15 protein-coding genes are annotated in these 17,243 nt (G+C 65.9%); 10 read left to right on the top strand and 5 right to left on the bottom strand.

Annotation, left to right across the window (positions count from 1 at the left end; genetic code table 11):
- Positions 1 to 18: 18 nt before the first annotated feature.
- The gene (gene urtA / locus AB4120_RS15920; protein WP_149138486.1) at positions 19 to 1,299 is read right to left on the bottom strand and encodes an urea ABC transporter substrate-binding protein; all 1,281 of its coding nucleotides are present in this window, start codon (positions 1,297 to 1,299) and stop codon (positions 19 to 21) included.
- Between the two features lie 167 nt (positions 1,300 to 1,466).
- Between urtA and AB4120_RS15915 the strand changes: the two genes are divergently transcribed.
- Together AB4120_RS15915 and AB4120_RS15910 are read left to right on the top strand one after the other, a co-directional pair.
- Positions 1,467 to 4,793 (top strand): hybrid sensor histidine kinase/response regulator, encoded by a 3,327-nt coding sequence (locus AB4120_RS15915; protein ID WP_441642566.1) that lies wholly within the window; start codon positions 1,467 to 1,469, stop codon positions 4,791 to 4,793.
- A 20-nt stretch (positions 4,794 to 4,813) separates the two neighbouring features.
- A complete protein-coding gene (locus AB4120_RS15910) occupies positions 4,814 to 5,536 on the top strand; it encodes a response regulator transcription factor (protein WP_149138484.1) in 723 nt (240 codons plus the stop codon).
- A 1-nt stretch (position 5,537) separates the two neighbouring features.
- Here the strand turns inward: AB4120_RS15910 and AB4120_RS15905 are convergent, their stop codons facing one another.
- Positions 5,538 to 6,380: an arylamine N-acetyltransferase family protein gene (locus AB4120_RS15905; protein WP_149138483.1), complete on the bottom strand. Its 843-nt coding sequence runs from the start codon at positions 6,378 to 6,380 to the stop codon at positions 5,538 to 5,540.
- A gap of 284 nt (positions 6,381 to 6,664) precedes the next feature.
- Here AB4120_RS15905 and AB4120_RS15900 point away from each other — a divergent pair, with 284 nt between their 5' ends.
- Genes AB4120_RS15900 through AB4120_RS15890 form a run of 3 tightly spaced genes read left to right on the top strand, consistent with a single transcriptional unit; the run spans position 6,665 to position 8,989 of the window.
- The gene (locus AB4120_RS15900) at positions 6,665 to 7,648 is read left to right on the top strand and encodes a Bug family tripartite tricarboxylate transporter substrate binding protein (RefSeq protein ID WP_441642565.1); all 984 of its coding nucleotides are present in this window, start codon (positions 6,665 to 6,667) and stop codon (positions 7,646 to 7,648) included.
- Positions 7,641 to 8,507, top strand: coding sequence for a PhzF family phenazine biosynthesis protein (locus AB4120_RS15895; RefSeq protein ID WP_149138481.1), 867 nt, complete (start codon positions 7,641 to 7,643; stop codon positions 8,505 to 8,507). Before AB4120_RS15900 ends, AB4120_RS15895 begins: the two co-directional genes overlap by 8 nt.
- A complete protein-coding gene (locus AB4120_RS15890; RefSeq protein WP_149138480.1) occupies positions 8,504 to 8,989 on the top strand; it encodes a RidA family protein in 486 nt (161 codons plus the stop codon). The genes AB4120_RS15895 and AB4120_RS15890 overlap by 4 nt, the downstream gene beginning before the upstream one ends.
- A 19-nt stretch (positions 8,990 to 9,008) precedes the next feature.
- Here the strand turns inward: AB4120_RS15890 and AB4120_RS15885 are convergent, their stop codons facing one another.
- A complete protein-coding gene (locus tag AB4120_RS15885; RefSeq protein ID WP_441642564.1) occupies positions 9,009 to 9,788 on the bottom strand; it encodes a helix-turn-helix transcriptional regulator in 780 nt (259 codons plus the stop codon).
- 266 nt (positions 9,789 to 10,054) lie between these two features.
- On the opposite strand from AB4120_RS15885, the gene AB4120_RS15880 reads away from it, so the two are divergent.
- The gene (locus AB4120_RS15880) at positions 10,055 to 10,318 is read left to right on the top strand and encodes an NADPH-dependent FMN reductase (RefSeq protein ID WP_262389706.1); all 264 of its coding nucleotides are present in this window, start codon (positions 10,055 to 10,057) and stop codon (positions 10,316 to 10,318) included.
- A gap of 96 nt (positions 10,319 to 10,414) precedes the next feature.
- On the opposite strand, the gene AB4120_RS15875 is transcribed toward AB4120_RS15880, so the two are convergent.
- Complete coding sequence (locus AB4120_RS15875; protein WP_149138477.1) at positions 10,415 to 11,299, bottom strand: LysR family transcriptional regulator; 885 nt, start codon at positions 11,297 to 11,299, stop codon at positions 10,415 to 10,417.
- 135 nt (positions 11,300 to 11,434) lie between these two features.
- Between AB4120_RS15875 and argC the strand changes: the two genes are divergently transcribed.
- Positions 11,435 to 12,364, top strand: a complete 930-nt coding sequence (gene argC / locus AB4120_RS15870) for an N-acetyl-gamma-glutamyl-phosphate reductase (protein ID WP_441642563.1) — start codon at positions 11,435 to 11,437, stop codon at positions 12,362 to 12,364.
- Positions 12,365 to 12,405: 41 nt separating this feature from the next.
- Here argC and AB4120_RS15865 read toward each other — a convergent pair whose 3' ends face one another.
- Complete coding sequence (locus AB4120_RS15865; protein ID WP_441642562.1) at positions 12,406 to 13,296, bottom strand: LysR family transcriptional regulator; 891 nt, start codon at positions 13,294 to 13,296, stop codon at positions 12,406 to 12,408.
- A gap of 106 nt (positions 13,297 to 13,402) precedes the next feature.
- Here AB4120_RS15865 and AB4120_RS15860 point away from each other — a divergent pair, with 106 nt between their 5' ends.
- Genes AB4120_RS15860 through AB4120_RS15850 form a run of 3 tightly spaced genes read left to right on the top strand, consistent with a single transcriptional unit; the run spans position 13,403 to position 17,189 of the window.
- Complete coding sequence (locus AB4120_RS15860) at positions 13,403 to 14,956, top strand: AMP-binding protein (RefSeq protein ID WP_149138474.1); 1,554 nt, start codon at positions 13,403 to 13,405, stop codon at positions 14,954 to 14,956.
- Between the two features lie 9 nt (positions 14,957 to 14,965).
- Positions 14,966 to 16,141: an acyl-CoA dehydrogenase family protein gene (locus AB4120_RS15855; protein WP_149138473.1), complete on the top strand. Its 1,176-nt coding sequence runs from the start codon at positions 14,966 to 14,968 to the stop codon at positions 16,139 to 16,141.
- A 49-nt stretch (positions 16,142 to 16,190) separates the two neighbouring features.
- The gene (locus AB4120_RS15850; protein ID WP_149138472.1) at positions 16,191 to 17,189 is read left to right on the top strand and encodes a tripartite tricarboxylate transporter substrate-binding protein; all 999 of its coding nucleotides are present in this window, start codon (positions 16,191 to 16,193) and stop codon (positions 17,187 to 17,189) included.
- The last annotated feature ends 54 nt before the right edge of the window (positions 17,190 to 17,243 follow it).

Genomic DNA, 17,243 nt, shown 5'->3' with positions numbered 1-17,243 from the left:
GATGGGATGGCAGCGGGCTTACTGATAGCCCTTCGGGAACGGATTGGGCGGAATCAGCTGCGGCGACTCGGCCACCACCTTGAACTGGCCATCGAGCTGCGCCAGCCCGACGCGCGTCTTGCTCCACAGGTGATGGTTCGTATCCACCTTGACGTAGCCCTCCGGGGCTGACTTCAACTCGATGCCCGGCGATGCCGCAACGACCTTGTCGATATCGAAGCTGCCGGCCTTTTCCACCGCGGCCTTCCACAGCCAGGGGCCGAGGTAGGCGGCCTGCGTGACATCGCCAATCACGGCCTTGCTGCCGAACTTGCTCTTGAAGGCATCGACGAACTGCTTGTTGTTGGGGTTGTCGAGGGACTGGAAGTACTTCATGGCCGCGTAGAAGCCGGCGATGTTCTCGCCGCCGATGCCGAGCACTTCGTCCTCGGTGACCGAGATGGTCAGCAGGAACTGCTTGTCTGCAGTAATCCCGGCCGCCTTGAGTTGCTTGTAGAAGGCAACGTTCGAGCCGCCCACCACGATCGCGTAGATGCAGTCGGGCTTGGCCACCTTGATCTTGTTGATCAGCGAGTTGAAATTGGTGTGGCCCAGCGGGTAGTACTCCTCGCCCACGACCTTGAGCTTGAGGAAGTTTTCAATGTGCTTGCGCGCGATCTTGTTGGAAGTCCGCGGCCAGATGTAGTCGGACCCAATCAGGAAGAAGCTCTTGGCGTTCTTCTGCTTGGCGGCCCAGTCCAGGCCCCAGATGATCTGCTGGGTCGCTTCCTGTCCGGTATAGATCACGTTCTTGGACTGCTCGAGGCCCTCGTAGAACGTCGGGTAGTAGAGCAGGCCATTCTCTTTCTCGAAGACGGGCAGTACCGCCTTGCGCGAGGCGGAGGTCCAGCAGCCGAACACCGCTGCCACCCGGTCGTTGACCAGCAACTTGCGGGATTTTTCGGCGAAGGTGGGCCAGTCCGAGGCGCCGTCTTCCTTGATGACCTTGATCTTGCGGCCAAGGATGCCGCCGGCGGCGTTGATCTGGTCGATGGCGAGCTGTTCGGCCTGGATCGACCCGGTTTCCGAGATCGCCATGGTGCCGGTGGCGGAATGCAACTGGCCGACGGTGACCTCGGCATCGGTGACGGCGAGCCGGGTGGTGTTCACCGTGCCGGTGGGCAGATTGGCGCCGCGCGCCTGCGTGGCCATGCCGGCAAGTGGCAGCGCCGGCAGGGCGGCAAGGCCCTGCATGAGCCGGCGGCGGGGCAGGGACGGCGGGGACCCGTTTTGTTCGTTATCACTATCGTTGTCACGCATGATCGACGCTCCGTTGGGGAAGAGGAATGTTGCGGAGCGATCATGCTGCGGGCGTGGGGTGCCCGGCCATACGTCATTCAACGTAGTCGGGCAGTACGCGGCGCACGGCACATCTCTTGCATCCGCAGCGCACGACCCTTTGCCAGTGCGACCATGCACCCCCCTCCATGTCGAGCGTTCCCCAGCCCGTCCAGCGCATCAGCAAGATCCGGCGCGACTACAACCGCTGGGTCGCCGACGAAACCCTGGAGGACTACGCGCTGCGGTTTGCACCAAGGTCGTTCCGGAAATGGAGCGCGTTTCGGGTCGGAAATACCGCTTTTGGTGCAGTCGCGTTCCTTGCGCTGGAAGCCATCGGGGCTGCCATCACGCTCAGCTATGGCTTCACCAACGCGATGTGGGCCATCGGGATGGTCAGCCTTGTCATCTTCCTGACCGGCTTGCCGATCTCCTACTACGCCGCCCGCCATGGGGTGGACATGGACCTGCTGGCACGGGGCGCCGGGTTCGGCTACCTCGGCTCCACCATCACCTCGCTGATCTACGCCAGTTTCACCTTTATCTTCTTCGCGCTCGAGGCGGCCATCATGGCGCAGGCACTCGAGCTGCTGTTCGGTCTGCCACGATCCATCGGCTACCTGCTGTCCGCCATCGTGGTCATTCCGCTGGTCACCCACGGCGTGACGCTGCTGTCGCGCATTCAGCTCTGGACCCAGCCGCTGTGGCTGGTGCTGCTGATACTGCCCTATGCGCTGATCCTGTGGCGCGAGCCGCAGCGCTATACCGAGTTCCTCTCGCTCAACGGCCGCCTGGCCGATGGCGATGGCTTCTCATGGCAGGCATTCGGCGCCGCCGCCACGGTGGCCGCCGCGCTGATTGCCCAGATCGGCGAACAGGTGGACTTCCTGCGCTTCATGCCGCCGCTCACGCGTGACAACCGCGTGCGATGGTGGAGTGCGCTGATTGCGGCCGGGCCGGGCTGGATCATCCTTGGTGCCGCCAAGATGGCTGGCGGGGCGTTTCTCGCGTTCGTCGTGCTGCAGGCGGAATTGCCGATCGCCCACGCGCTGGAGCCCACGCAGATGTACCTGGCAGGTTTCGCGCTCGGGCTCGGCAATGGGTGGCCCGGCTGGGTCGCCGTGCTCCTGACGGGGCTGCTGGTGCTGGTGTCCCAGACCAAGATCAACATCACCAATGCCTACGCGGGCTCGCTGGCGTGGTCGAACGTGTTCGCCAGGCTCACGCACAGCCATCCGGGCCGCGTGGTATGGCTCGCCTTCAACGTGCTGATCGCGGTGATGCTGATGGCGATGGGCGTGTTCGAGGCATTGGAGCAAGTGCTCGCGCTGTATGCCCATCTGGCCGTGGCGTGGGTCGGTGCCATCTTTGGCGACCTCGTCATCAGCAAGCCACTTCGGCTCTCGCCGCGCGATATCGAATTCCGCCGCGCCTACCTGTTCGACATCAATCCGGCCGGCTTCGGCGGCATGGTGCTGGCCTCGGCGCTGTCGATGCTGGTGCATCTCGGGGTGTTCGGCGAGATGCTGCGCCCCGCCTCGGTGGGAGTGGGTCTCGCGCTGGCTATCCTGCTGCCGCCGGTCATCGCGTACTTGACGCAGAGCCGCTATTTCATCGCGCGGGCACCAGTCGACTTCGGCGCGCGGCACGCGGTCATCCGCTGCGCGATTTGCCGAAACGCGTTCGAGCAGGAGGACGTGGCCGCGTGCCCGGCCTATCGCGGCCCGATCTGCTCATTGTGCTGCACGCTCGATGCGCGCTGCGGCGACCGGTGCAAGCCGGGGGCGAGTGCGCAAGAGCAGATCGCCTTCGCGCTCACGCGCGTACTGCCCGCCGGCACGCCGCTGGTCATGGCACGCCGTATTGGCCAGTTCAGCCTGGTGCTGGCCGGCATGGTATTCGCGTTCGGCACGTTGCTGTGGCTGCTCTATACGCAGGAGCAGCTGGCGGGCGCTCTGGTGCAGGGCGCCGCGCCGCGCACCGATCTGTTCCTCAAGATCGGGGCGGGGCTGGTGCTGTTTGCCGCAGTGGCTTCCTGGTGGCTGGTGCTGGCCAACGAGAGCCGGACCGTCGCCCAGGAGGAATCGGAACGCCAGAACGGGCTGCTGCAGAAGGAGATCGACGCGCACCGTCGTACCGATGCGGCGCTTCAGCATGCCAAGGAGGTGGCCGAGCAGGCCAATGCCGCCAAGAGCCGGTTCATCACCGGCATGAGCCATGAGATGCGCGCGGGGCTCAACTCCATCCTCGGATACTCGCAGCTGCTGCTGCGGGCGCCCGCGTTGCCGGCTGCATGCCGGGAGGATGTGCAGACCATTGGCCGTGCCGGCGAACACCTGTCCAGCCTGGTGGATGGCCTGCTGGAGCTGTCACGGATCGAGGCCGGCAAACTGCGGCTCGAGCACGACGCCGTGGCACTGGAGGGCGTATTCGACGACCTGGTACGCATGTTCCGCCCGCTGGCGGCGGCGCGTGGGCTGACGTTCCACTATCGCGTCTCCGGTGCCTTGCCGCCCCATGTGCATGGCGATTCCAAGCGGTTGCGGCAAATTGTCATCAACCTGGTCAGCAATGCCATCAAGTTCACGGAGCATGGCGCGGTCACGCTGGCGGTACGCCATCAGCGCGAACTGGCGACCATCACGGTCAGCGACACGGGGCCCGGCATCGCACCGGAAGACCAGGTACGCATCTTCGATCCGTTCGAGCGCGCCACGGCGCATGACGACCGCGAGGGCATTGGACTGGGCCTTGCCATCGTGCGGCTGCTCGTGGACCTGATGGGGGGCGAGGTCAGGGTGCACAGTGCGCCGGGCATGGGCAGCGAGTTCTCGGTGCGGCTCTATCTTCCCGCGCTGTCGGTGCCGGTGGCGCGGCCCCGGAGGGTCCGTGAGGCGCCGCTGCCGGCGCATGCGCGGGTGTTGATCGTCGATGACCGGCAATCGCACCGGGCGGTGCTGCGCGGCTTCCTGTCGCCGCTGGGGCTGGCGGTGCAGGAAGTCGGGGAGGGTGCCGCTGTGCTCCCGCAAGTGCGGGCGTGGCATCCGCACCTGGTGCTGCTGGACCTGAATCTGCCGGATGCATCGGGCTGGGACCTGTGCCGCGAGATCCGCGCGCTGGCGGACGCGCCGCAGGTGGTCATCGTCTCCGCCAATGCCCACGAGAACACCGAGGAGGCCCGGTTGCTGCACGGCTACCTCGGCTTCGTCAGCAAACCGGTGCGCGAGTCGGAACTGATCGACATGGTGCGGCATGCGCTGACGCTGCCCGCCGAGCCCACAGAATCGGCGGAATCCGCCGAGCCCGAGGCGCCACCCCATGCCGAGCTGTTGCGGGAGATGCTGCAACTCGGTGCCACCGGCCGGCTGCGCGCCCTGGAGGCGCAACTGGCGGAACTTTCCGCCAGCGGCGGCGCCATCGGTGCGTGGGCGCGGCAGATGCTGACGCTGGCGCACCGATGGCGCCGCATTGAATGATCGACTTGGCGAGGCGCTCCATGCATCCCGAACCTGAATTCGCGGCATCCGAAACACGTGTGCTCGTGGTGGACGACAACGCCGACGCGCGCAGCTTCCTGACCCGCGCGCTGGGCGGCGAAGCCATGCTGGTGCACACCGCCGCAAGCGGCAAGGCTGCGCTCGGTGCGCTGGCACAATTTTCCCCGGATGCGGTGCTGCTGGACGTGGACATGCCCGGGATGGACGGCTTTTCCACCTGTGCGGCGTTGATGGACCGCCATGCCGACCTCCCGGTCATCTTCATGACTGGCCTGGGCGATACGGTGCACATCGTACGGGGCTTCGAGGTGGGTGCGTGCGACTACGTGACCAAGCCCGTGGCGATTGCCGAGGTGGTGGCCCGCGTGCGTTCGCACGTCGGCAAGGCGCGGCAGGCGCGCGCGCTGCGCGAGGCCATCCTGCGCGGCCATGGCGAAGCGGAAGGCAGCAGCGCCGACGTGCTGGCGTCCACGGCGGCGTCCACGGCGGCGCTCACGGCGGCGCTCACGGCGGCGCTCACGCGGCGCGAGGCCGAGGTCATGTCGTGGGTGGCCCGTGGCAAGACCAATCGCGATATCGCCGACATCCTCGGCATGAGCCCGCGCACCGTCAACAAGCACCTGGAGCATATCTTCGAGAAGCTTGGCGTAGAGACGCGCACGGCCGCCGTGGCGGCCAGCGCCGCACGCGCCAGGTGGGATGTCCCGGCATCGGCCGACTGAGCTAGGCGTGCGGGCTGCTAACCGCCCGGATCTTGTCCCAGACCTGCCCGGCCTGGGGAATGTGGAGGTCGAACACGGTTTCAAACGTGTCGGCGAGATGGTCCGCGCTGGTGATGTGTTGTTCGCTGACGCCGTTGGACGTCACGGTGCGCAAGCGGTCATTGTGCAGGGCGATATAGCCGTTCGCGGTATGGCGCAGGACCGCCAGCGCGTTTGTGAACGGTGACCCGGGATCCTGCATCAACCAGGCATGCGTGGCGGCCATGGCAGCCTCGTCGCTGTAGTCGACACGGAAGTCGAAGCTGTGCGCGATGCCATGCACATGATTGTTGAAGCGCAGCCAGCCGTCTTGCGTCGGCGCAATCGAAAAGTCGAAGCCGCGCTGGCTGATCGGACCGATTTCCAGCGGCACGGGTTCGACGATGGCATCGGCCACGCCGACCTCGGCGAGATAGGGGGCGTCGAGATCGACACGCAGGGTCAGGTGATTGCCGATGGCAATGTCGCCCAGTATTTCGCGATTCACGCCGCCGCACAGACGGGTGACGCGGAAGCCGAGCGCATCAAGCGCGGCGCCGAAGAGACCGTTCATCTCGTAGCACCAGCCGCCACGTCTGCCTCCCACCATCTTGGCGAAGGCCGACGCGGGGGTGATCGAGGACGGCCATCCCATGAAGGCATCCAAGGCCTCGAAGGTGAATGTCATGAGGTGAGCGCGATGGAGTCTCGACAGGCTGGGAAGGTCGGGCGCTTCCGGGCGGTCGATCTTGATCCTTGCGAGATACGCATCCAGCTGGCTGGCCGTCAGGGTCATATCGTTTTCGTTGGCAGGCACGGTTGGCATCCTTCGGTCTCCTTTTGATGGAAAGTTGTTGCTCATCCATCCCAAAAAGTGCATGAACGTGCATAACGTCCAAAAGCGGTCCCCGGCTATTCTTGCCAACGATCCGGGGGCGTCAGTGCGGAACCAGACAGTTCGTCAACGGGGGCGCTCGACCTGGGCCGCCGGATTGGGCGGATGTGCCGGATGTGGCGGATGCGCATTTCGGATCGCCGGACGTCGCATTCCGGTTTGAGGCCGGGTCGACGCGTTCCTAGACTCTGTGCATCTCAATAAGGGGAATGCACGTGTCCATCCTGACCATTTCAACGCGCGGGGCCCGCTGCGCCATGCTGGGGGTCGCTGTCGCCGCGTGCTCCGTCGCCGCCCATGCGGATACCTGGCCGGCCAAGCCCATCACCATGGTTGTGCCATTTCCGGCCGGCGGCGGTACCGACCTCGTGGTTCGTTCGATCCAGCCGCTGTTGCAGCGCGAACTCGGGCAGCCGGTGGTGATCGACAATCGCAGCGGGGCTGGTGGCACGCTCGGGTCGGGCTACGTGGCGCGGGCCGCTGCCGATGGCTATACGGCTGGCGTGGTCACGACGAGCACGCACGCGGTAAGCGTGGCGCTGTATCCGAAGCTGACCTACAACCCGGCGAAGGACTTCGCCTATGCCGGCTTCATCGGCACGTCGCCCTACGTGCTGGCCGTCAACAACACCCTGCGCGTGGCCGATACCCGCGCGCTGGTTACCCGGTTGAAAGCGGACAAGTCGCAGCACAGCTTCGCTTCGGTAGGCGTTGGCACCGTGTCGCACCTGATGGGCGAACAGTTCCAGAAGTTCATCGGGGTGCCGATGATTCATGTTCCGTATCGCGGCGCGGCGCCGGCCTACACGGATCTGATTGGCGGGCAGGTGCAGATCACGTTCGACAACCCAGTGGGGTTGGCGCCATACATCAAGGCCGGGAAGATTGCCGCCGTCGCCGTGACTGCCGCCACGCCGCTGTTGCCAGATGTGCCGACGTTCGCCAGCCAGGGCGTGCCAGGCTTCGAACAGCAACTGTGGTACGGCATCGCCTTTCCAAAGGGAACGCCCGCCGCGATCATCGATCGCTTCAATGCGGCCCTGAACAAGGTGCTCGCTGACAAGGCGGTCGCCGATGATCTCGCCGGCAAAGGCGTGACGGCGCGCCCCGGTGCACCGTCCGCGCTGCAGACCGCAGTCCAGCGAGACATCCCCTACTGGGGCAAGATTGCCAAATCCGTGGGAGCCACAGGTGAGTGAAGTCAAGCTGATCCGGGTTTTCGTGCGCGATGGGCGAGGCGGCAATCCGGTACCGCTGGTGGCCGACGCGCGCGGCATGAGCGCGCCGGCAATGCAAGGCGTTGCCGCAACCTATGGGCACGAGTCGGCATTCGTATTGCCGAGTGAGATCGGTTGCGACTGGCGCTTTCGCTTCTTCGTGCCACAGCACGAAATGGAGATGTGTGGCCATGCCACGGTGGGTACCCTGTGGGCGCTGCGCCAGTGGGGGCGCTGGACCACGCCGACGGCGCGCATCGAGACGCTGAGCGGCATCGTGCTGGCATACTGGGACGACGCCTCGCAGCGCGTCTGGATTTCGCAGCCGGCAGTGCGTACCGAGGTGCTGGACGCCGGGGCATCGGGCCGCGTGGCCATGCAGCTTGGCCTGCCTGCTGGCAGCTATGCGGCCATCAATGCCGCGACGAGCCGCATGAAGACGCTCATCGGCTTGCCCTCTGTGGCCATGCTCGATGGCTTGCAGCCCGATTTCCCGACCATGGAGGCGCTATGCGCGTCGATCGACTCGACCGGCCTCTATCCCTATGCGTTTGGGGTGCCTAAGGCGGACGGCCAGCCCGTGGTCCATGCGCGGCAGTTTCCGAAGTCGTCGGGCTATCCCGAGGATGCCGCCACCGGCATCGCTGCGGCTGCGCTGTGGGGCTATCTGGACCAGGCCGGCAAGCTGGGGGATGACGGCCGAACGGTGTCGTCCATCGCGGTCTGGCAGGGCGATGCCATGGGCAGCCCCTCGGAAATCCTCGTGGCACCGCGCCATGCGGATTCCGGCGAGCCTGACGGATGCTGGCTCAGCGGCGGCGTGGCTTGGAGCGACGCATGACGGTCCATTCTCCCGAAGCCCGGCTTGCTGCCGCGGGATTCACGGTGCCCGAGGTGTCCAGTCCACGCGGCAGCTATGCGCCGTATCGCGCGGTGGAGGTGGGCCCGTCGCGTTGGGTGTCGATCGCCGGGCAGGTATGCCGGCAGCAAGGCGTCGCCATGGCAGGCCAATGCCAGAGCGAAGCCGATGTGGAACCCGCCCGCCGCGCCGCCGAAGTATCGATGCTGAACGCGCTGGCGGCGCTGCGGGTGGCTGCCGACGGCGAGTTGTCACGCGTGATCCAGATCGTCCGCCTGCGTGGCTTCATCCGCGCGGCGCCGGACTTCACCCATCATCCGGCCGTGCTCGATGCGGCCTCGGCCGTGCTGCGTACGGCATTCCCCGATCAGGCTCTGCCAGCCCGCAGCGCGCTTGGCGTGACGAGCCTGCCAGATGGTGCGTGGACGGAGATCGAGATCGACGCCGTTGTGATGACGGATTGACGCCGCCAGCGCGCTGCGCCTAGGCCGGATCGGCAGCTTCGCGCAGCAGGCGGTGCAGATGTCCGCTGGACGAAAAGCCGAGCTCCAGGCTGACGCTGGCGACGGATCTGCCTTGCGCAATCAGGGTGCGCGCATGCGTGGCCAGGATGCGACGCCGGACCGCCACCGGCGTCACGCCGAACTCGATCTGGCAAGCGCGCTGCAAATGCCGGATCGAGACGCCCAGCTCGTTGGCCACGGCGTCGATCGACGGCAAGGGCAGGTCGCGTTCAAGCGCCTGATGAAAGCGCCGGACCATGCGCAGTGCCACGGATGATGGTTCTTCGGGCATCGCCAGCGGCCGGCCGGCCATGAGTTGCTCCACGATGGCGCGCACCAGCCATGCAGCACTCGTCACCGAGATGCCCGGCGCCAGTAGCGCCTCGAGCATCGGGATGGTCGCGGCGTCCAGATGCATGGCGCCAAACGGTCGACCGGCGGGCAGGCGGTCGGGCGGCAGGTAGAGCTCCCCATGCTGTTGGCGCCCGGGCTCGGATGCCGTCAGATGCGAGGTCGATGCCGGCAGCAGTAATGCGGTACCGCGCACCAGCGAAGCGGCATGCGGCGAGTCCGGCGCGCCGGACACATCGTTCCAGACTGTCTTGAGCCTGCCCATACGCGGCCAGAGCAGCATGCCGCAGTCGTGGGTATGCCATCCCCTGTGAAAAGCGGGCTGGCGGCTGTCATGCAGCGCAAATCCATGCTGAGCGGTCAAATGCAGCTTGGGAGACAGGTGAGGATCGTGGGTCATCGCCGGCATTTGGCAACCATTGAAGAATGCCGTCGATCATACGCTGTTCGGTAGATGCGGCGAAGCGCGGACCTCGCCATTCGGGCACTGGGCCCCCCGCCCAACCACCACGGCCTCGCCGGCGCTTGGGCAGCGGTGACGGCGCCGGCTTGTGCCGTTAGCCTTGACGATTCGCACGCCGCTATAGCGTTCGAACCGGCACGTGCGCTGCGCATGGCCGGTATCGCTACAGGCATCGACCGCTTGCGGCACCATACAGGGCAACGGTATCGGGGGTGGCGCTGTTTGCGGGTAAGGTGGCCGCGATGGTATCGGCCTCGCCGGGTCAATTGGGCGGGCTGCGTTCGCAGATGGGGTTGCGCACGGTCCTCGACAAGCTCGGCTTGCTGGTGCTGTCGGAGTCTTTCGCGCTGGGGCTCGCCCACCAGGCCTTCGATGGAGAAGGGCGGCTCAAGGACAAGGGCGCCGAGAAAGCCGTGATCCAGGTAGGCGTCGCGCTAGGCCGCACGGCAGCGCGCCTGCAGCGGGCGGCCAACTGAGATCGAGCTGAGCGCGGGTACGCCGCGTGACCATCCAGAGCCGTTCCGGCATCTGGATGAAGTCTTTCGACCGAAGAGACATTCACATGACAAGTCCTACGCCAATCGCAGATCCCGCAACATATCAAGGACGTGTTGCGTGGAACGCTCAACGTACCCCGCACGATGCGCGATGCCGAGCCGACGCCACAACGCCGGGCGCAGCGGACGCATGACAATGCGCTTGTCGGGTAATGGCGCAGTCGCCTCATGGGGCAACAGCGCGGCCCCGTAACCTGCCGCTACCAGACTCTTGATCGCGTCGTTGTAGTTGAGCTGAATGCGCGGCGCGGGATGATACCCCCCGGTCGCAAACCACTCCATAGTCAGACGTGAAAGACGCGTGGTCGCGTCATTGAGAATGAGAGGCTGGGCAGCGAGCCAATCAGGCGTGACGCGGGCTGGGCACTGCCAATGCGCCGGCACAAAGGCCATCACGGGGTCGCGCCTCCAAGGCTTGATCACGAGTCCAGCCACCGGGGGCTGAGGCAGTGCGACTAGCCCGACATCCAGCGTCCCATCCGCCAGTCGGGACAACGTTTCATGTGAAGTCAGCACTGCAACTTGAATGTCGATAGCGGGATGGTGCTGGCGCAATACCTCAAGTGCCTGCGGCAACAGGTGCGCGATTGCGCCAGTCGACGCACCGAGCCGCACGCGCCCTTCAAGCCCCTGCACCTGGCGTTGAATATCGTCTAACGCCCGCTCCGTATCGGCCAGCAGTCGACGCGCGCGCTCCACCAGCACCTCTCCTATCGCCGACGGCCTGACATGTCCGCGCTTGCGCGACAGCAGTGGCGCCCCAATGCGGTCTTCAAGTTCGGCGATATGGAGGCTAACCGTTGGCGGCGCCAGGTGCAATGCACGCGCCGCATCGGCAAATGAGCCGCGGTCTGCAATGGCGACCAGAGTGCGCAAGCGGTCCAGGCTGATCTCTCGCATGTCGGCGTCCAGATTCAGGAAAACTGAATGTTCACGTTATGAAATTCAACTTTCTCTATTGTAGCGGTCCACGCAACATAAGGCCTCGTTCTTCGTTCCACTTTTTGCACCCAACGTCAGCGGAGTATTTCACGTATGAGCTCTCCCGTTGTTTTCATCGATGGCGACCAAGGCACCACGGGGTTGCTAATCCACGAGCGGCTGCGTAACCGGACCGACATCAGCCTGATGACACTTGCTGCTGCGGAGCGCAAGGATTTGCGGCGTCGCGCAGAAGCCATCAACGCCTGCGACATCGCCATCCTCTGTTTGCCGGATGCCGCCGCGCGCGAGGCAGTGGCCACCATTGTCAATCCTGCGGTTCGCGTCATCGACGCAAGTTCCGCCCACCGTACCCAGCCGGACTGGATTTACGGATTTCCGGAGATGATGCCGGGGCAGGCTGAGCGCATTGCAAACGCTCGTCGGGTCACCAACCCCGGCTGCTATCCGACCGGTGCGATCGGCCTGCTGCGTCCGTTGGTGCAGGCTGGGCTCATACCGGGCGATTACCCCATCAGCATTCATGCGGTATCCGGTTACTCCGGACGCGGACGCGCCGGCGTCGAGGAATATGAGGGGCCGGGAGCCTCTGATGCGCCTTCCTATCAGGTCTATGGCCTGGAACTCGCGCACAAGCACACGCCGGAGATCCAGCTGCACGCCGGGCTCGCGCAGCCGCCCATCTTCGTTCCTGCCTACGGAGCGTTCCGCCAGGGCATTGTGCTGACGGTGCCACTGATGTTGCGGCTGCTGGCACCTGGCGTGAATGGCGCTACGTTACACGCCGGCCTTGCACGCCACTATGCCCAGGCGGACCACGTAGATGTCTTGCCGCTGCAAGAATCGTGCGCCTTGAAGCACCTGGATCCGCAAACGCTAAACGGTACGAACGATATGCGCCTGAGCGTATTTCCCAGCACGACGCACGGGCACGTGCTCCTGTCTGCGGTGTTCGACAATCTTGGAAAGGGTGCATCCGGTGCCGCGATTCAGAACCTGGACCTGATGCTCGCGAAGCGGTAGTACGCTGCGCTGCGATCCTGTCGTAGCGGACGGTGGTGGGCTCACTCCGACTTCGCTGCGAGCAGATCGATCATCCGGTTCGCCAGCGGTGACAGGTAGGCGCCCGCCCGCGACAACACGCCGACGCGGCGGCCGAGGTCGAGTGCATCGGCGCGCAGTGCAATCGGATGCAGCCCGGCAATCCGGTTGTTGCCGTTGGCGGCGGCCATGCACAGCATCTCGGTGCCGCGCACGAGGTCGAACAGGGTGGCGCTGCCGAAGTCCGTCTCCACGCGCAGGATGGGCGGCGGCAGGCCGAGCTCGGCGAACGCGGCTTCGAGTTGCTGGCGAATCAGGACGTGGGCACTGGGCAGCATCCATTGCTGGCCGACCAGATCGGCCAGCGTGAGGTTGCGCCGCCGCTGCAGCGGGTGGGCCTCATCGGCGACCACGGCGAGGCGGTCAGTGAACAGCTCCCGCATCTGTAGCGCCGGATGGGGCTGGCGCGGCAGCGGCGCGAGCGCCAGGTCCAGTTCGCCGGTCTCGACCAGATCCATCAGTTCGCGCGCCACGCGCATGGTCAGCCGCAGCCGTGCCACCGGGCGCTCCCGGATCAACTGCCGGCACGCGCCGAGCACCAGGCCGGTTGGCATCGACGGCGAATAGCCCAGCCGTAGCAGGCCCAGTTCCCCGGTCTGGATGCCGCGCATCTCCTTTACCGCATCCTCGTATTCCAGCCGGATGCGGCGCGCCCGTTCCAGGAACACCGCCCCGGCTGGCGTCACGCGCATGCCCAGCGCCGTGCGCTCGAACAGCGACACGCCAAGTTGGGCTTCCACGCGCTGGATCGCCTTGGTCACCGCAGGCTGCGTCATCCCCAGTGCCTCCGCAGCCCGCCCGATGCCACCGTGCGTGCCCACTGCCAGCACGTAATCCAGGTCCCGCGTCTCCATATGGCATTCCTGATGGTTATGACTTTATGCCACTCACCAGATTGTAGTGATGGGCCGCAGCTTACAGACTGAAGGCACAAAAACCAAGGCCATCCAGGAGACACCCATGTCCTTTGCCTATTTCCTCAGGCGCGCCGCGCGTTACTGGGGCGATAACCCCGCCGTACTGTACCGGGACCGCATGCTGACCTATCGCCAGCTCGAAGACCGTTCGACCCGGCTGGCCAACGCGCTGCTGGCGCTGGGCCTGCGCAAGGGCGACCGCGTGGCGATTCAGTCACGCAATTGCCCCGAGATCGTCGAGATTGAATGCGCGCTGTACAAGGCCGGGCTCGTCAAGGCCGCGCTGAACCCGCGTTTCACCGCCGCCGAGGCGTCCGACGTGGTGGAAAACTGCACGCCGCGCGTGATGATCGTGGGGCCCGGGTACACCAACTACTCGCGCGATACGCGCGGCTTTGGCAGCGTGGAGCACTTCTTCTCCATCGAGGCCGGGGCACCGGGCCATCGTGACTATGAAACCCTGGTGGCCGGCGGCGGCCTGGCAGCCATCGACTACACGCCACACCCCGACGATCTGGCAGTGCTGCATTTCTCCTCGGGCTCCACGGGCAAGATCAAGGCGGCCATGCAGAGCTATGGCAACCGGCTGGCGGCGCTGCGCAAGATGATCCTGACCATGGACCGGCCCGCGCGCCCCGGCGACCGCCTTGCCCTGATCGGCCCGGTCACGCATGCGTCCGGCATGCTGATGCAGCCTTACCTGTTTCTGGGCGCCACACTGGTGCTGTTCGAGAAGTTCGAGCCGGCGCATTTCCTGGCCGAGGTGGCACGTCTGCAGCTGACCCACGTCTTCATGGTGCCGGCGATGATCAACATGCTGCTGGCCGAACCGACGCTGGCCACTGCCGACCTGAGCAGCCTCAAGACGCTGGCCTATGGCGCCGCACCGATGGCGCCGGCGCGCATCCGCGAGGCGTGGCAGCGCATCGGCCCGGTGCTGACGCAGGGCTACGGTGCGAGCGAATCCACGTCGGGTGTCACGCGGCTTTCCACGGCCGACCATGCACTCGCCATCGACCAGTACCCCGAGCGGCTGGCGTCATGTGGGCGCGCGTTGGGCGAGACCGAAGTCCGCGTGGTCAACGAGCGCGGCGTGGAGGTCAGTGGCGACGAGATCGGCGAACTGGTGATTCGCGGCGCAGACGTGTTCCAGGGCTACTGGGGCGAGCCGGCGTTGACCAGCGAGGTGCTGATCGATGGCTGGCTCCATACCGGCGATCTCGCGCGCGTGGATGCGCAAGGCTATATCTATCTGGTCGACCGCAAGAAGGACATGATCATCTCGGGCGGCTTCAACGTCTATCCCAACGAGGTGGAGGCCACGCTGTACCAGCACCCCGACGTGATGGAGGCGTGCGTGATCAGCGTGCCGGACGATACCTGGGGCGAAAGCGTCAAGGCCGTGGTGGCGTTGTGGCCGGGCCGGCAGGCCAGCGCGAATGAATTGATCGGCCATTGCCGCGCGCGCATTGCGGACTACAAGTCGCCGCGCTCGGTGGACTTCGTGGCGGAACTGCCCAAGAACGCCAGCGGCAAGCTGGCTCGCAAGCTCGTGCGCGAGCAGTACTGGGCCGGTGCCGGCCGCCGCGTCAACTGAGGAGTGCTGATGTTCGACCATCTGACCAATCCGGTGCTGATCGAGACGCGCGCCGCCGTGGCGCGCTTCATCGAGGATGAACTGCGCCCGCTCGAGCGCGAGCTCGGTCTGGGTACCGAAGACCCATGGCCGCGCGAGGTACTGCGCAACGTCTGGCGCCGTTCCAGCGAACTGGGCCTCTACGCCGCCTGCCTGCCTGCGGAGCTTGGCGGAAAAGGGCTCAACATCCAGGAGCAGTGCGCGCTCAAGGCTGACCTTGCCGCCAGCGGGGCGGTACTGGCGCCGCACGTGCTGGGAGACCTCGGTGGCCCGCCGCGCGTAGGCAATATGCTCAAGTACGCCACGCCAGACCAGGTGGCCCGTTACTTCCGGCCCGTGATCCGGGGAGAGAAGTCCACCTGCTTCGCGCTGACGGAACCCCATTCCGGATCTGACGCGCAGAGCATTCGGACCACCGCCGTCGCAGACGGCGACGATCTGGTCATCAACGGCCAGAAGCACTACATCAGCGGGGCACCGTTCGCGGACTTCGCCATCGTGATGTGCGTGACCGATGCTAGCGCCACGCCGCCAGCGATCACCGCAGTGCTGGTGGACCTGGACCTGCCTGGCGTGACCGTCGAGCAGACCTATGTGCCGATGTCCGGCCAGCATATCGATGCCGACATCCGTTTCGAGAACGTGCGCGTGCCGCGCGCCAACATCTTTGGGGGGGAAGGGCGGGGCTTCAAGCTCGGCATGTCGCGTATCAACGTGAACCGGCTCCTGCATTGCCCCTCGATGCTCGGGCTGGCCACGCGCGCGTACCAGGCATCGGTGGAATACGCGGGACAACGGCGGCAGTTTGGCGGCCCGATCGCGCGCTTCCAGGCCATCCAGCATATGCTGGCCGATATGGCGGTGGCGCTGTGGGCCTGCGAGAGCATGATTGCGCAGACGGCGATGCTGGCCGATGCCGGCGCCGACCTGCGCATGAAGGCCGCCGCCTGCAAGCTGTTCGTGTCGGAGCGCTGTTTCGAGGTGGCCGACAAGGCCGTGCAGATCCACGGCAACGTGGGCGTGACGCGCGGGCATCCCGTGGAACAGACCTGGCGCAAGCTGCGCATGTTCCGCATCTTCACCGGCACCAGCGAGATCCAGCGCAACACGATTGCCAAGGCGATCCTCGATCCCGCTGCTGCCTGAACGCATACCGGCGACGCGGCCCAGACCGCGCGCCCATCAGGAGACAACCATGAATCGTCGTCAATGGCTTGCCAGCGCAGGCGCCGCAGCCGGCGCCGCGGCGCTGGGCGGCACGTTTGGCCGCGTGGCGCTGGCCGCCGCACCCTATCCAAGCCGGCCGATCCGGCTCGTCGTGCCGTTTGTCGCGGGCACCGCGCCGGATGCCATCGCCCGTACGATCTCGGCGGAACTCGGGCCGGTGCTCGGGCAACCGCTGGTGGTGGAGAACGTCGGCGGGGCCGGCGGCATCATCGGCGCGCGTGCGCTGAAGCGGGCGGCGCCCGATGGCTACACGCTGGGCGTGCTGGCCAACCAGCATGTGATCAATGTGCACCTGTATCGCGAACCACCGTTCGATCCGTCGCGTGATTTCACGGCGATCTCGGCGCTATCGGGCGGGCCCGTGGTGCTGGCCGTGCCGGCCTCCTCGCCATACAAGACCGCACACGAGCTGCTCGACGCGCTACGCAAGCGGCCCGGCGTGCTGAACTATGGGTCGGGCGGCAAGGGTAGCGTGTCGCACCTGGCGGTGGAAACGCTGCTGCACAACACGCACACGGAAGCGGTGCACATCCCCTACAAGGGCGCCAACGAGATCCTCACCGCCATGATCAGCGGGCAGACGCAGTTCGGCATGCCTGTGCTCAGCACCGCAGCGCCGATGATCCGGCAGGGACAGGTGCGCGCGCTGGCGGTGTCCGCGGCGGCGCGTTCGACGCATTTTCCGGAAGTGCCGACGTTGGCCGAATCGCTTCCGCCCGGCTTCGTGCTCGACAACTGGAGCGGGCTGTTCGCGCCGGCGGGCCTGCCTGCCCCGATCGCCCGGCGGCTGTTCGAAGCGGTGGCCGCCTTGCAAGCCAGCGGCAAGCTGGACGCCACCATGAAGGCCAATGCCGGGGAGATACGCAAGAGCGCATCGCCCGCGCAGTTCGCGGAAATGGTTGCGGCAGAGACCACGCGCTACGGGGCGCTGGTGGCGAAGATCGGGATGAAGGGCGAGGCAGGGTAGCGAAAAAAGCCCGCAGCCAAACCGGCCTGCGGGCTTCAACACCCTTATCGAAAC

It is taken from the genome of Cupriavidus sp. 2KB_3, assembly GCF_052115685.1.
In the GTDB taxonomy this organism is placed as follows: Bacteria; Pseudomonadota; Gammaproteobacteria; order Burkholderiales; family Burkholderiaceae; genus Cupriavidus; species Cupriavidus campinensis.
This window is presented reverse-complemented; position numbering and strand designations above follow the sequence as displayed.

Coding starts and splice junctions, on each gene's coding strand:
- urtA (WP_149138486.1), bottom strand. CDS start 1,299: ATGCGTGACAACGATAGTGATAACGAACAAAACGGGTCCCCGCCGTCC.
- AB4120_RS15915 (WP_441642566.1), top strand. CDS start 1,467: ATGTCGAGCGTTCCCCAGCCCGTCCAGCGCATCAGCAAGATCCGGCGC.
- AB4120_RS15910 (WP_149138484.1), top strand. CDS start 4,814: ATGCATCCCGAACCTGAATTCGCGGCATCCGAAACACGTGTGCTCGTG.
- AB4120_RS15905 (WP_149138483.1), bottom strand. CDS start 6,380: ATGCCAACCGTGCCTGCCAACGAAAACGATATGACCCTGACGGCCAGC.
- AB4120_RS15890 (WP_149138480.1), top strand. CDS start 8,504: ATGACGGTCCATTCTCCCGAAGCCCGGCTTGCTGCCGCGGGATTCACG.
- AB4120_RS15885 (WP_441642564.1), bottom strand. CDS start 9,788: ATGCCGGCGATGACCCACGATCCTCACCTGTCTCCCAAGCTGCATTTG.
- AB4120_RS15875 (WP_149138477.1), bottom strand. CDS start 11,299: ATGCGAGAGATCAGCCTGGACCGCTTGCGCACTCTGGTCGCCATTGCA.
- argC (WP_441642563.1), top strand. CDS start 11,435: ATGAGCTCTCCCGTTGTTTTCATCGATGGCGACCAAGGCACCACGGGG.
- AB4120_RS15865 (WP_441642562.1), bottom strand. CDS start 13,296: ATGGAGACGCGGGACCTGGATTACGTGCTGGCAGTGGGCACGCACGGT.
- AB4120_RS15860 (WP_149138474.1), top strand. CDS start 13,403: ATGTCCTTTGCCTATTTCCTCAGGCGCGCCGCGCGTTACTGGGGCGAT.
- AB4120_RS15855 (WP_149138473.1), top strand. CDS start 14,966: ATGTTCGACCATCTGACCAATCCGGTGCTGATCGAGACGCGCGCCGCC.
- AB4120_RS15850 (WP_149138472.1), top strand. CDS start 16,191: ATGAATCGTCGTCAATGGCTTGCCAGCGCAGGCGCCGCAGCCGGCGCC.